A 13,616-nucleotide genomic window follows, 5' to 3' on the forward strand; every position below is an offset into this window, starting at 1 on the left:
CCAGAAGGCACAAGTTCAATGTAAGATTCATACCGAATGAATCTTATTGATTCTAATCAACCATTTGACCCGCTAAGTCATTACGATGCGGGCTCATCACTGCATGAGGTACACCATGAGTCAAGGCTTCACGAGCCAGATGGCGCGCAACATTTTCTACGGAGGCACGGTTTTTTTCGTGCTTGTGTTTGCGAGCCTAATTTTTCACACCGAAACCAAAATTCCCGAGCGATCCAAAGCGGGCGAAATCACGGAGTCCGTAGTCCGTGGAAAGCATTTATGGGAGACGCGCAACTGCATCGGCTGCCATACACTGCTGGGCGAGGGTGCCTATTTCGCACCTGAGTTGGGCAACGTCTATGCGCGTCGTGGCCCTGATTTCATCAAGGGCTGGATCAAGGCCATGCCCACGCACACGCCGGGCCGCCGCCAGATGCCGCAGTTCAACTTCACCGAAGCACAGCTTGATGATCTGGTCGAGTTCCTGCGCTGGACCAATGGCATCGATGCCGAAAAGTGGCCACCCAATATCGAAGGGTAAGCATCTCAGTGCACTGAGACCTCACATCCAAGGATACAAAAATGCAACCCGCAACCCTTAAATACCAATCGCAGTCTGTCGCCAAGCTGTACTTCATCGCGGCGCTAGGACTGTTCACCGGCCAGATCATTTTCGGTCTGACGCTCGGCCTGCAATACGTGATCGGCGACCTGATGTTCCCGGCCATTCCCTTCAACATCGCCCGCATGGTTCACACCAACCTGCTGATCGTGTGGCTGTTGTTCGGATTCATGGGCGCCGCCTATTTCATGGTGCCCGAAGAGAGCGAAACCGAGCTTTACAGCCCGCTGCTCGCCAAGGTGCTGTTCTGGATCTTCCTGGCCGCCGGAGCCCTGACCATCCTCGGTTACCTGCTGGTGCCCTATGCCACGCTGGCCGAGATGACAGGTAACGACCTGTTGGCCACCATGGGGCGCGAGTTCCTGGAGCAACCCTTGCCTACCAAAGTCGGCATTGTGGTGGTGGCACTGGGCTTCCTCTTCAACATCAGCATGACCGTGCTGAAGGGTCGCAAGACCGCCATCACCCTGGTGCTGCTGCTCGGTCTGTGGGGCCTCGCGCTGCTGTTCCTGTTCAGCTTCGTCAACCCCAGCAACCTGGTGCGCGACAAGATGTACTGGTGGTTCGTGGTGCACCTGTGGGTGGAAGGCACGTGGGAGCTGATCATGGCGTCCCTGCTGGCCTTTGTGCTGATCAAGACGACCGGTGTGGACCGTGAAGTGATCGACAAGTGGATGTACATGATCGTCGCCTTCGCGCTGATCTCGGGCATTCTGGGCACTGGCCACCACTTCTACTTCATCGGCCTGCCAGGCTACTGGCACTGGGTGGGTGGCGTGTTCTCCGCACTGGAGCCCATTCCATTCTTCATGATGACGCTGTTTGCTTTCAACATGGTGCAGCGCCGCCGCCGTGAACACCCCAACCAGGCCGCTGTGCTCTGGGCTGTGGGCACCGCCGTCATCGCCTTCCTGGGTGCTGGCGTCTGGGGCTTCATCCACACGCTGAGCTGGGTCAACTTCTACACGCACGGCTCGCAAGTTACGGCAGCCCACGGCCACCTGGCTTTCTACGGCGCCTATGTGCTGGTAGTGCTGGCCATCATCAGCTACTCCATGCCCCTGATGCGCGGCCGTGAAGCCAACCCCATGCGCGCTCAACGCGTCGAAATGTGGAGCTTCTGGATCATGAGCATCGGTATGGCCGTGATGGTTCTGGCCCTCAGCGGCGCTGGTATCCTTCAAGTTTGGCTGCAGCGCATGCCGACCGACGGCACCGCGATGTCCTTCATGGCCACGCAAGACCAGCTGGTGTTCTTCTACTGGACACGTGTGGCTGGTGGTGTGATGTTCCTGATCGGCCTGCTGACCTATCTGTCGAGCTTCTTCATCGGTCCTGCAAAAGACGAGCAGGAAGTGGCTGCCATTCCCGGTAGCCGCATGCAGCGAGCCTGACCATGGAACACGCCCATACTACGGTTTCGTCGGCCTCGGGCGCCAGCACCGGCCCGGGCGTGCGGCCCGCAGGTGGGGCGCCGTTCTATGCAGAACAGGGGGGCGAACGAGCGCTCTTTGAGCATTGCTTTGCCCAGCAGCTTCCGCTGCTGATCAAAGGCCCCACTGGCTGCGGCAAGACCCGTTTTGTCGAACACATGGCGGCGCGCCTGTCGCGCCCCCTGATTACCGTTTCCTGCCACGACGATCTCAGCGCTGCCGACCTGGTCGGTCGCCACCTGATTGGTCAAGGCAACACCGTCTGGACCGACGGGCCGCTCACGCGGGCCGTACGGGAAGGCGCCATTTTGTATCTCGACGAGGTGGTCGAAGCGCGCAAGGACACCACGGTGGTTCTGCACCCGCTTGCCGACGACCGGCGTCTCCTGCCGATTGAACGCACAGGCGAGCTGCTCAAAGCGCCGCCCGAGTTCATGCTCGTCATCTCCTATAACCCCGGCTACCAGAATCTGCTCAAGGGCCTCAAGCCGAGCACGCGCCAGCGCTTTACCGCACTGACGCTGGGTTACCCCGCCCCGGCCGTTGAACGCGCCATTCTGGAGCGCGAAGGCCATGCCTCCCCCGCTCTGGCAGCCCGTCTGGTGCAACTGGCACAGGCGCTGCGCCGCCTGACCGACCACGACCTGGAAGAAACCGCCAGCACCCGCCTTCTCGTGATGGCTGCACGCCTGGTGGCATCGGGTCTGCCCTTGCGCGACGCCTGCCGCGCTGCCGTAGTGGACGCGTTGACCGACGACACCGAGACCATCCAGGCGCTCGATGAAGTTGTGCGCGCGATTGTGGGTGATGAAGACTGATTGTTCTGGCTGTGCCTCGGCTCCCGGCTGCTCCAGCGCAGCCAACGCGGCCAGCACATTAGGCGACAGCGCCCCGGTGGCGCTGCCCGCCACCGCACAACTGCAGCGCCGCCGTCGCTGGTTTCAAGCGGTCTTTTTTGCTGTATTTCTGCTCGCCCCCGCACTCAACCTGCTGCGCTTTGACCTCACCGAGGCACAGCTGTGGGTGCTTGGCTTTCGTTGGTCTCTGGGCATAGAGGCCTTCATGCGCGGCGAAGCCTCGGCAATGCAAACCGCGTGGTCCATTGTGTGGCGCGGCATTTTGCCGGTGTTGACCCTCGTCGTCGGTTTTCTCGCCGTGGCCTACCACTTTGGCCGGCTCTATTGCGGCTGGTTGTGCCCCCATTTTTCGCTGGTCGAAACCCTCAACGACCTGCTTCACCGCGCCACTGGCAAGCTCAGCGTGTGGGACAAATCGCCCACGCCACGTCCTGGCCGCTCGGCCGACAAGCGCTGGTGGCCCGTGTTCCTGGTGGCCTGCCTGGTTTTTGGCTTTGCCTGGGCCATCACGCTGCTGACCTACCTGCTCCCCCCCGCCATGATCTGGGGCAATCTGGTAAACGGCACCCTCACCCCCAACCAGACGCGCTTTCTGGTGGTGGGCACGCTGGTCTTCACGCTGGAGTTCACACTCGCGCGGCACCTGTTTTGCCGCTACGGCTGTGCCGTTGGCCTGTTCCAGAGCCTTGCCTGGATGGCCAACCCCAAGGGCATGGTGGTCTCGTTCACCCGCGAGCGGGCGCGCGAATGCAAAACCTGCGACGCCCCCCGAGGCAGCGCCTGCGACAACGCCTGCCCCATGCGCCTGAACCCGCGCAACATCAAACGCATGATGTTTGCCTGCGTACAGTGCGGCCAGTGCCTGACCGCCTGTGACACCACCCAAACCGACCAGGGCCGCACACCCACGCTGGAGTGGAAGGTGGGTCTGGACGCTGTGCGCGAAACCATGCGTCAGCGCCGCGAGGAGCAGCGCTGATGGAAGAGTGGATTGGCCAGTGGTGGCACCGCGCCGTCACGCGCGTCGCAGAACCAGACCGCGCCCATGTGCAGGTCACCCTGGAAGAGATGCGCCGCAGCATCGCCTTGCTGTACCGCGCTGGCGGAGGCGACGCCGCTGTGCGCGTGGCGCCGGTGGCCGACAGCCGCCATGGCGGGCCCCGTGGCTGGCTTCAGCGCCTGGCCGGCAGTGGCATCCGCGTGCCCCTGCCGGTGCTCGACTGGGAAACGCTGGCCCTGCCCGCCCAGGTGGCGGTTTTTGACGAGCGCGAACTCAACCACGAGTTGTACCTGTGGCTGGCGGCATTGGCTGCCGTGTTTGAACCCACGGGCGACTGGATCGCCGACAACCGCGCCGCCACGGCGCGGGCGTTGCAGCGTTTTGCGGGGATGCGCGGGCGCCACCAGCGCCTCACGCAGGCCCACCTTGCACAGCGCCCCAGCCTGACCAGCCTGCGCGCCGAGTCCATCCCCTGGGAGGCGGCGGTGCAAGCCGCACTGCGTGGCGATGACCACGGCCCTCTCTTCGTGGCGCCCGCCCAGGTGGCACCCGTGTGGCTGTGGCTGACAGCGGGTGTCGGCCAAGGCCCTTCAGGCGCTGCCGGGCAGAGCGGCGATGGCGCTGGCGAGCGCCCAGATGGCCCGCCTGGTGAGGAAAGCAAGCAACGCCGCCGTTCACGCCGCGTCGAGCACAAGGAGGTTCGCAACCCCTTGCTGGTGGCGTCAAAGACCGAGGCCTTGATGAGCTGGAGCGAGCTGATCCGCCTGGACCGCGGCACCGACGACGAGGTCGATCCCAACGCCACGGCGGCTGCCAACGATATGGACACCTTGTCGCTGGCGCGCGGCGACCAGACCACGGCCTCACGCATCAAGTTCGACCTTGATCTGCCCAGCGCCTCGGCCGACGACCTGCCGCTGGGCCCTGGCCGCAAAACCCCCGAATGGGACTGGCGCCGCAACGTGCTGCAACCCGATCACTGCTCGGTGCAGTGCTCGGTCGCCCGGCCAGGCACGCCCTACATTGCGCCCCAGGCGCTGCGCGCCACCGCACGGCGTGTGCGCCGCCGTCTGGAGGTGCTGCGCGCTGCGCCACGCTGGCAAAACGGCCAGACCACAGGAGACGAATTCGACATCGACGCCTGGGTTCGTTTTCAGACCGAATCCCAGGGGGGTGTGCAACATACCGACTCACCGCCGGTCTACATCCGGCGCCAGCGCGGCGAGCGCAGCCTGGCCACGCTCTTGCTGGCCGATTTGTCGCTCTCGACGGACGCCTACGCCACGTCCAATGCCCGCGTCATCGATGTGATCCGCGACGCGCTCTACGTGTTTGGCGAGGCCCTCTCGGCCACCGGCGACGCGTTTGAAGTGCTCGGCTTCAGCTCGGTGCGGCGCCAGCATGTGCGCATCCAGCACATCAAGGGGTTTGGTGAGCGCTGGAACGACACCGTACGCTCTCGCGTCGGTGCACTCAAACCGGGCTTCTATACCCGCATGGGTGCTGCGCTGCGCGATGCCACCCGCCGCTTGGGTGCGCGACCCGAGCGCCAGCGGCTGCTTTTGGTGCTGACCGACGGCAAGCCAAACGACCTGGACATTTACGAAGGTCGCTACGGCCTTGAAGACACCCGCCATGCCATTCAGGAGGCACGCGATGCGGGCCTGACACCGTTTTGCGTCACGATTGATCACGAAGCCCACGATTACCTGCCGATGCTGTTTGGCAGCCAGGGCTATGCGCTGGTGCGACGCCCGCAGGATCTGGTGCAGCGCCTGACACAGGCGTGGGCGACCCTGGCGCGCTGAGCGCCGCAACTCACCCGGCACACAGCCTCATTTTGGAGGCTGGTGTGCCAGCACATCGGCATCACACCCTGCCCCCGCAGCGATCCAGCGCCGGGCCAGCCGCCCCAGCCAGCGCACAGCCCAGGGATGCGTCCAGCCGGTAACACCGCCCGGATCGACCACCATTCCGCACAGGTAGCGCCCGTCGGCGTCGCTCCAGCGCAAGGCCAGGCAGGCCCCCGCGCGCCGCCGCGAAACCAGCACACCCAACGGGCAAGGCTCCGCCAGGCAACACAGGCCACAGCCGTTGCACGGCGCCCCCTCAACGGGCTTGGCGGGCGCCTCGGGGTGCAACCATACAACCGTGGGTGCAGAGGGTGGAGGCGTTGGCATGGTCTGCAAAATTCGCAAAAAATAGGGTTCTGTTGTTGCTCAAGGGCCGCGCGGATGCGCGAACGCCGGCACGCTTTGGCAACGCGCCAGCGTCCAGATGGCACCGCGCGACATGGCGAGCCGGTGGGCCCCCGTGGCACTTGCTTGGTGCCCCGCTGCTGAGCGCATGCTACGGCAAACACCCCCACCACCGCACTGGCCAGGGTCGCCCGACCGGTTGACCAACGTCAAAGCCAGTAACAACCCTGCCCCCACGCCGCACCACCGCTGCAACAATGGCACTCCCTGTTGCCTGGTCCCGCCCGCCATGAACCCTGCCCCTCACACCCTCGCCACCCTTCAGGCGGCGCTGGCCAGCCACCGTGTATGGAGTCAACTGGACGCGGCCACGCTGGACACACTGGCGCCGCAGTGGCGGCTGGAGGCATCGGATGTGGGCACCACGCTGCTGCCCCAGGGCCGCCTGCACAGCCGCACCGGGCTCATCGTGAGCGGCGCGGTAGACCTGCACGACCCCGACCTGGACATGGCCGTGCACCTGCAGCCCGGAGACATGTTCGGCTTTGGCGCCACCCCGGCGCAACACCTCACCACCTGGCAGGCCACTGCTGCGGCCGACAGCCACATCGCCTGGCTGGCCCCCGACACCGTGACCGCACTGTGCCGCGACCATGGCGCCCTCGCGTATTTCTTTCCGTCACTGCCCGGTGTAGGGCAGCCTCCAGCTGCGGCGCAGGCACCCGGCGCGGGCGTGCACCTGAACCTGCTGGGCACGCCCGTGCGCGCGCTCATCAAGCGCGAGCCGATCACGCTGCCGCCCGACACCAGCATCCGCGCCGCTGCGCTGCAAATGCGCGATCTGCGCGTGTCGTCGGTGCTGCTGGTCGAGCAGGACCATCTGTTTGGCTTGGTCACAGACCGCGATCTGCGCAACCGCGTGGTCGCACTGGGGCTGGATATTGACCGGCCCGTGTCCGACATCGCCACCCTGGCGCCCATGACACTGCAGGCACAAAGCCCCGCATTTGAAGCCCTGCTGCTCATGGCGCGGCACAACATCCACCATGTGCCGGTGATGGACGGCGCGCGCATCGTCGGCATGATCACCGCCACCGACCTGGCGGAACAACACAGCACATCGGCTGTTTACCTGGCGGGCGATGTTTACAAACAGACCACGGTGGAGGGCCTGGCGCATGCCAGCACCAAGATCAAGGCGCTGCAGCAACACCTGGCCGCCGTCGACGCCAGCGCCTACAGCACGGGCCACATCATCACCACCATCACCGACGCGCTGACCACCCGCCTCATCCACCTGGCCGAGGTGAAGCTGGGCCCGGCGCCGGTGGACTATGTGTGGGTGGCCGCCGGCTCCCAGGCCCGCAGCGAACAGACCGCCAGGTCCGACCAGGACAACTGCATGGTGCTGGACGACCGGTATGACGAAGCACTGCATGGCGAGTACTTTCGTGCGTTCTCGCGATTCGTGTGCGATGGCCTGGCGGCCTGCGGCTATATCCACTGCCCGGGCGAGATGATGGCCATGACCGACAAGTGGCGCCAGCCGCGCGCGCGCTGGGCACAGTACTTTCACCAGTGGGTAGACAAGCCCGAACCCATGGCGCTGATGCTGACCTGCGTGTTCTTCGACCTGCGCGCCATCCACGGCAAGACCGAGCTGCTGGAGTCGCTGCGCAATGAGGTGCTGCAGCGCACGCGGGGCAACAGCCTTTTTCTGGCGCACATGGTGGGCAACGCGCTCAAGCACCGCCCGCCGCTGGGCATGTTTGGCACCATCGCACGCATCCGTGGCGGCGAAAACGCGGGCACCATCGACCTCAAGCACAGCGGCATCGTGCCCATCGTGGACCTGGCGCGGGTGTATGCGCTGGCGGGCGGCATTGCGGCGGTCAACACGCACGACCGGCTGGAGGTGGCTTCACTGGCAGGTGAGGTGAGTGCGCAAAGCGCACGCGATCTGCGCGATGCGCTGGAGTTTTTGTCCCGGCTGCGCATCGACCACCAGGCGCGTCAGATCGCGCAGGGGCGGGCGCCCGACAATTTTCTGGCGCTGGAGGAGTTGTCCAACTTTGAGCGCAGCCACCTCAAGGAGGCGTTTTCGGTGGTGCAGACGCTGCAGGGGGTGTTGGGGCAGCGGTATCAGACGGGAAGGTATTGAGTGTTTTTGGGGTCTGGCGCTTATCGGGCAAGCGCTGGCAGCCAAAAATACTCAATATTTCAACCGCGCGTAATACGTCTTCTGCGCCGCCTCGCGCGCCTGGCGCAGCGTATGGATGCCCTGCTCCTGCAGCAGCGGAATCAGCCGCAGCCAGATCTCGGCCGTCACCAGCGCATCGCCCAGGGCCGTGTGGCGCCCCAGCACGGTAACGTTGAAGCGTTCCGCAATCGCTTCGAGCCGGTGCGACTCCTGGTTCGGGTGCACCACGGCCGAGAGCAGCAGCGTATCGAGCACAGGCTGGTGAAAGACCACCCCCGTAGCCTTCTCCTGCAGCTGCAGAAAGCGCATGTCGAACGCCGCGTTGTGCGCCACCAGCACCGTGTCTTGCGTGAACGCATGGAACACCGGCAGCACCTCGCCGATGCGCGGCTTGCCCGCCACCATGTCGTCGGTGATGCCGTGAATGGGGATGGACGCCGCCGGGATGCCGCGCCCCGGGTCCACCAGCTGTTCAAAGCATTCCTGCCGCAGCAGCTTGCCATTGACGATGCGGGCTGCACCGAGCTGGATGATGGCGTCGCCGTCGGCCGGATTCAGGCCCGTGGTTTCGGTGTCGAACACGGTGTAGGCCAGCTCGGACAGCGGGCGGTCGTCCAGCGCGCTGCTCTGGTCGGCCTGCTTGAACAGATCAAAGTCGTAATACTCGGGGCGGCTGTATTCGCTCTCGCCCAAAGCGGCATCCACCACGCCCTGCACGCTGGCCAGGGGCAGCATGAAGCGGAAGAACGCCTGGTGGCGCACCCGCTCGCGCTCAAACCACATTTCGCCGCCGTGGCGCTCGACCACTTCGCGCACGGTCAGGGGACTGCGTTCCGCGCCAAATCGCATGGCGTCCATCTCCCAGTTCATTACCGTTTCGTTGCTCATGGCCTGGCCGCTCCAGACCAGGTCGAGCTGCGCATGCGTGCCCGTGCTCTGCAGCCGCAGTTGCAAAAAGCGCACCTCAAACTCATCCACCAGCCGGTGCGCCAGATAGGTCAGTGCCTGCAGCAGGGTGTAGCTGTCCACCTTGAGCCACAGGCTGCCGTCGATCGCGTCGAGCGTTACCGGCCGGTCGCACTGCGCGGCAATGCGGCGCTGGGCGGCGGTGGCCAGGTCGGCGCCCAGCATGTCCTCCATGGGCCAGCGCGTCTTGAGGCGCTGCGTGGCGCGCTGCGCCAGGTCGGTGATGCGCCGCCCCATGGCGCCCACCTCGTCGCGCACCACGCCCAGAAAGCGCTCGCGCATGGCGGGTTCCAGGTCGGAAAAGCCCAGCATGTCCACCGCCGCCTGGATGTTGGCCAGCGACGCTCGGCTGCCTTCGGTCAGGCCGTGCAGGAGCTGGTCGCGGGCAGATTCTTCCTCCACGCTGGCCGTCACGTTGTCGAGCATCAGCACAAAGCCGCTCACCACGGACTCCAGCGTTTCTTCGTCGGCCCCCTCGGCCACCGCCGCACGCACCGGCGCCACCTGCACGCGCAGCAACTGCCCACCCTGCGTGGTGGTGACAAACTGCGCCGACGGGCTGGCTACACCCCGCGCCATGCCCTGGTGAATGCGTTCGAGCGCATGGGCCAGCAACTGCTGGTCGAACACGGCGTAGATCGACCGGCCAATGCCGATCAGCTCGGCCCCGGCCGCCAGCGCCGGCCCCTGCGATATCTGCCGGAACTGCTGGCGCGCGCGCTGGTTGTAGAGCAGGATACGCCCGTCGCGATTGCACACCACCACGCTCTGGTTCAGCTCAGCCATCAGGGCGGCGAGCCGGTTCTTCTCTTGCTGCACGCTGTGGCTGGCCTGGGCTACCTGGGCGGCCATGTCGCCGCGCAACTGGTCGCGCTGGGCCGCCAGTTCGTTCACGGCGCGGGCCATGGCCTGCATTTCGGCGGTGCCCCTGGGGGTGAGCTGCTGGGGCGTGGTGGCCGTGACCACCACCCGGATTTTTTCGAGCAGGCGGTGCGGGTCGCCCACATAGCGGCGGTGCAGCACATGCAGCGTGCCCGCCACCAGAAACAGGCCCAGCAGCCAGCCCATGGCCACCAGCACGGTGCGGGACGCCAGCACCTCGCCCACCGCCAGGCGCTCCTGCGCATCGAGTGTGGACCAGACAATCACGGACATCAGCACCAGCCACAGCGCCATCACCAGGCCTGCAGCGGCCACGGCCAGCACCAGCCGGGGGTCGATCTTTTTCATGCGGGCGTCTCCCCGAGCAGCTCGGCCACCTTCTGCACCAGTTCGCGCGTGGAAAACGGCTTGGTCATGTAAGCGTTGGCGCCCAGGGCCAGGCCCTTGGCCAGGTCGGTCTCGCGGCCCTTGGCGGTGAGCATGAGAATTTTGGTGCCCTGCAGGGCCTCGTCGGCGCGCACGGCCTGGCAGACCTCGAAGCCCGTCTTGTGCGGCATCATCACGTCGAGCAGCACCAGCGCGGGCCGCTCACGGGCGATGGTGTCCAGCGCCTCCTGCCCGTCGCGGGCCACCAGCACGGCGTAGCCTTCGCGCTGCAGCAGGTATTCGAGCGAGATCACGATGTTGGGCTCGTCGTCGGCAATCAGGATCTTGTGCGTCATGGGGTCTTGTCTCCAATAGGTGCTTTGGGCAGCGGCAGCCAGAAGCAAAAGCAGGCGCCCGGCTGTGCGGTGGGTTCCAGCCACAGCCGCCCACCAAAATGTTCTGCAATATGGCGGCTGATCGGCAGGCCCAGGCCTGTTCCGTGCGCCACCTGGGCACCCAGGTCGGTCTGGTGAAAACGATCAAAAATCATGGCCTCGTGGCCCGGTTGCACGCCCGGGCCATTGTCCTGCACGCAAACGGTGATGCCCTGCGCATCGCACGCCAGCCGCACCTGCACCTGCCCGCCGGGCGAGGGCACAAACTTGGCTGCGTTGGACAACAGATTCAGCAGCACCTGCAGAATGCGGTCGGGGTCGGCCTGGAGCACGGGCGCCTCGTCGGGCAGGTGCACGTGCACCTGGGCCGCGCGCTCGCGGAACACTTCAGCCGTGGTGGCCACCGCACGCTCCACCAGGGCGCGCATGTCCACCGGCGCCACATGCCATTCGGCATGACCCGACTCGATCTTGGCCATGTCCAGCACCTGGTTCACCAGGCGTGTCAGGCGCTCGGTTTCGGCCACGATGATGCCCACGAACTGCTGGCGCTGGGCCTGGGGCATGCCGGCGTCGTCCTGCATGAGTTCGGCCAGCGCACGGATGGAAGTGAGCGGCGTGCGCAGCTCGTGCGTCACAGACGACATGAAGTCGTCCTTGAGCCGGTCCAGGCTCTGCAACTGCTCGTTGGCGGCGCGCAGTTCGGCGGTGGCCTGCTCCAGCGAGCGCGACTTGCCCTCCAGCGCCCGCGAATAGGCGCGGATCTGCGAGGCCTCGTCCAGAATGCGCAGCACGTCTTCGGGCGAGAGCGTTTCTTCTTCGGCCACCGAGGCCACCAGCGCACGGGCCGATGCACTGCCCACGGCACCGGCCAGTTGGGTTTCGACAAACTGCACCAGCCGGGCGTCGGGCCGCAGCGCGTGGGCATGGTGCACGCCCACGCGCTGCGCATAGCCGTCAAAAAGCGCCTGCGCCTTGGCGCCGCCCAGAAAACGCTCGCACAGGCGCAGCAGGTCTTGCGTGTTGGCCCGCCCGCGCCAGAACACCGGGCTCGAAGTGGCCGTACGCTCCAGCACATCGACAAACAACAGGGCCTGGCTGGCCTCGCGGCCCGAAGGTGCGCGCCACAGCGACACCCCGACATACGCCACCACATTGGCCAGCATGCTCCAGAACAGCGAATGCGTGAGGCCGTCGAACCCCTGCAGGCCAAGCAACTGCTCGGGCCGCAGCCAGGCCATGCCCCAGGGCCCGTGGGCGATGAAGCCCATGTCGAGCCAGCCCGACTTGGCAATGGAGGGCAGCATGAGCGTGTAGGCCCACATCAGAAAGCCCGCCAGCAGGCCCGCGAGTGCGCCCAGGCGGGTTCCGCCCTTCCAGTACATGCCGCCCAGCACCACGGGTGCAAACTGCGCCACGGCAGCAAAGCTGATGAGCCCGATGCTGACCAGCGCGTACGCCTCACCCGCGAGGTGAAAGTACACATAGCCCAGCACCAGCACGCCCAAAATGGCGGCGCGCCTGATGCCCAGCAGAAGGCGCGTGAAGTCCTGCCCGCCGCCGCTGCGCAGGTGGCGCCAGCGCAGCAGCAGGGGCAGCACCAGCTCGTTGCTGACCATGGTGGAGACCGCCACGGTCTCCACGATGACCATGCCCGTGGCCGCAGACAGCCCCCCGACAAACGCAAACAGCGCCAGCGCGTGCTGCCCGGCCGCCAGCGGCAGCGACAGCACAAAATTCTCAGCATTGCCTTGCCCCGGCCCGAAATACAGCAGGCCGCCCAGCGCAATGGGCAAAACGAACAGGTTGATGAGCAGCATGTAGAGCGGAAACACCCAGACCGCGCGGCGCAGGTGGTCTTCGCGCACGTTTTCCACCACCATCACCTGGAACTGGCGGGGCAAAAACACCACCGAGAACATTGACAGCAGCATCAACCCGAACCACTGCGCCCAGGCAAACTGCCCCCCCTGCTCCAGGCGCAGCAACTGCTGCAACTGCGGCACCGCCTGCGCGCGGGCGAACAGGTCGCCCAAGCCATCGAACAGGCCATACACCACAAAGAAGCCGACCATCAGGAAGGCCACCAGCTTGACCACCGATTCGAACGCGATGGCGGCCACCATGCCCTCGTGCCGCTCGGTGGTGTCCAGGTGCCGCGCACCAAACACCATGGCAAAGCCGGCCAGCACCAGCGCCACATAAAAGGCACTGTCGCGGCTCCAGTGTGCGGGGTCGGCCACGCCGCCGGGCACCGTCAGCAGGGCATAGCCCGCCGACACCGCCTTGAGCTGCAGCGCGATGTAGGGCACGATGCCCACCACCGCGATCAGGGTCACCAGCCCGGCCAGCAGCGGGCTCTTGCCGTAGCGGCTGGCAACAAAGTCGGCAATCGACGTGATGCGGTAGGCCTTGGCAATGCGGATCATCTTGCGCAGCACGATCCAGCCCAGCACCATGACCAGCGTGGGCCCCAGGTAAATGGGCAAAAACCACACCCCGCCCGAGGCAGCCCGCCCCACGCTGCCGAAATACGTCCAGGCGGTGCAGTACACGGCCAGCGAAAGCGCGTAGGTCCAGGGGTTGGCGATGACCGAGCGCCCCGCTTGCGCACGGCGATCGGCCCAGTAGGCCACGGCAAACAGCAGCAGCAGATAGGCGAACGACGAGACAATGACCAGTGCGGGCGAGAGCATG

The 13,616-nt window shown here is 65.6% G+C and carries 10 protein-coding genes; 6 read left to right on the forward strand and 4 right to left on the reverse strand.

All coding sequences use genetic code 11. The annotated features are described in order from the left end of the window. Positions 1-115: 115 nt before the first annotated feature. From B7Y64_RS08195 to B7Y64_RS08215, 5 genes are read left to right on the forward strand one after another with little or no spacing between them, the layout of a single operon-like run. Complete coding sequence (locus B7Y64_RS08195) at positions 116-541, forward strand: cytochrome c (protein ID WP_114656674.1); 426 nt, start codon at positions 116-118, stop codon at positions 539-541. A 41-nt stretch (positions 542-582) separates the two neighbouring features. Next, on the forward strand, positions 583-2,016 hold the full coding sequence (locus B7Y64_RS08200; protein ID WP_024814049.1) for a cbb3-type cytochrome c oxidase subunit I: 1,434 nt from the start codon (positions 583-585) through the stop codon (positions 2,014-2,016). A 2-nt stretch (positions 2,017-2,018) separates the two neighbouring features. Then, a complete protein-coding gene (locus B7Y64_RS08205) occupies positions 2,019-2,873 on the forward strand; it encodes a CbbQ/NirQ/NorQ/GpvN family protein (protein ID WP_114656672.1) in 855 nt (284 codons plus the stop codon). After that, positions 2,863-3,891, forward strand: a complete 1,029-nt coding sequence (locus tag B7Y64_RS08210; RefSeq protein ID WP_291323924.1) for a 4Fe-4S binding protein — start codon at positions 2,863-2,865, stop codon at positions 3,889-3,891. Before B7Y64_RS08205 ends, B7Y64_RS08210 begins: the two co-directional genes overlap by 11 nt. Further along, on the forward strand, positions 3,891-5,720 hold the full coding sequence (locus B7Y64_RS08215; protein WP_024814047.1) for a VWA domain-containing protein: 1,830 nt from the start codon (positions 3,891-3,893) through the stop codon (positions 5,718-5,720). Before B7Y64_RS08210 ends, B7Y64_RS08215 begins: the two co-directional genes overlap by 1 nt. A gap of 27 nt (positions 5,721-5,747) precedes the next feature. Here B7Y64_RS08215 and B7Y64_RS08220 read toward each other — a convergent pair whose 3' ends face one another. Beyond that, complete coding sequence (locus B7Y64_RS08220; protein WP_111864734.1) at positions 5,748-6,092, reverse strand: hypothetical protein; 345 nt, start codon at positions 6,090-6,092, stop codon at positions 5,748-5,750. 307 nt (positions 6,093-6,399) lie between these two features. Here B7Y64_RS08220 and B7Y64_RS08225 point away from each other — a divergent pair, with 307 nt between their 5' ends. Next, positions 6,400-8,271: a putative nucleotidyltransferase substrate binding domain-containing protein gene (locus B7Y64_RS08225; RefSeq protein WP_291323925.1), complete on the forward strand. Its 1,872-nt coding sequence runs from the start codon at positions 6,400-6,402 to the stop codon at positions 8,269-8,271. A 51-nt stretch (positions 8,272-8,322) separates the two neighbouring features. Here B7Y64_RS08225 and B7Y64_RS08230 read toward each other — a convergent pair whose 3' ends face one another. Genes B7Y64_RS08230 through B7Y64_RS08240 form a run of 3 tightly spaced genes read right to left on the reverse strand, consistent with a single transcriptional unit; the run spans position 8,323 to position 13,615 of the window. After that, complete coding sequence (locus B7Y64_RS08230; protein WP_291323926.1) at positions 8,323-10,506, reverse strand: exonuclease domain-containing protein; 2,184 nt, start codon at positions 10,504-10,506, stop codon at positions 8,323-8,325. After that, positions 10,503-10,880 (reverse strand): response regulator, encoded by a 378-nt coding sequence (locus tag B7Y64_RS08235; protein ID WP_291323927.1) that lies wholly within the window; start codon positions 10,878-10,880, stop codon positions 10,503-10,505. The genes B7Y64_RS08230 and B7Y64_RS08235 overlap by 4 nt, the downstream gene beginning before the upstream one ends. Next, positions 10,877-13,615 (reverse strand): sensor histidine kinase, encoded by a 2,739-nt coding sequence (locus B7Y64_RS08240; RefSeq protein ID WP_291323928.1) that lies wholly within the window; start codon positions 13,613-13,615, stop codon positions 10,877-10,879. Before B7Y64_RS08240 ends, B7Y64_RS08235 begins: the two co-directional genes overlap by 4 nt. Between the last annotated feature and the right edge of the window lies 1 nt (position 13,616).

Origin of the sequence: Acidovorax sp. 35-64-16, from assembly GCF_002281195.1 — a bacterium.
Taxonomy (GTDB): domain Bacteria; phylum Pseudomonadota; class Gammaproteobacteria; order Burkholderiales; family Burkholderiaceae_C; genus Acidovorax; species Acidovorax defluvii.

Excerpts from the sequence above, each read along its gene's own strand:
- B7Y64_RS08195 (WP_114656674.1), top strand. The coding sequence starts at position 116 with ATGAGTCAAGGCTTCACGAGCCAGATGGCGCGCAACATTTTCTACGGA.
- B7Y64_RS08200 (WP_024814049.1), top strand. The coding sequence starts at position 583 with ATGCAACCCGCAACCCTTAAATACCAATCGCAGTCTGTCGCCAAGCTG.
- B7Y64_RS08205 (WP_114656672.1), top strand. The coding sequence starts at position 2,019 with ATGGAACACGCCCATACTACGGTTTCGTCGGCCTCGGGCGCCAGCACC.
- B7Y64_RS08210 (WP_291323924.1), top strand. The coding sequence starts at position 2,863 with ATGAAGACTGATTGTTCTGGCTGTGCCTCGGCTCCCGGCTGCTCCAGC.
- B7Y64_RS08215 (WP_024814047.1), top strand. The coding sequence starts at position 3,891 with ATGGAAGAGTGGATTGGCCAGTGGTGGCACCGCGCCGTCACGCGCGTC.
- B7Y64_RS08220 (WP_111864734.1), bottom strand. The coding sequence starts at position 6,092 with ATGCCAACGCCTCCACCCTCTGCACCCACGGTTGTATGGTTGCACCCC.
- B7Y64_RS08225 (WP_291323925.1), top strand. The coding sequence starts at position 6,400 with ATGAACCCTGCCCCTCACACCCTCGCCACCCTTCAGGCGGCGCTGGCC.
- B7Y64_RS08230 (WP_291323926.1), bottom strand. The coding sequence starts at position 10,506 with ATGAAAAAGATCGACCCCCGGCTGGTGCTGGCCGTGGCCGCTGCAGGC.
- B7Y64_RS08235 (WP_291323927.1), bottom strand. The coding sequence starts at position 10,880 with ATGACGCACAAGATCCTGATTGCCGACGACGAGCCCAACATCGTGATC.
- B7Y64_RS08240 (WP_291323928.1), bottom strand. The coding sequence starts at position 13,615 with ATGCTCTCGCCCGCACTGGTCATTGTCTCGTCGTTCGCCTATCTGCTG.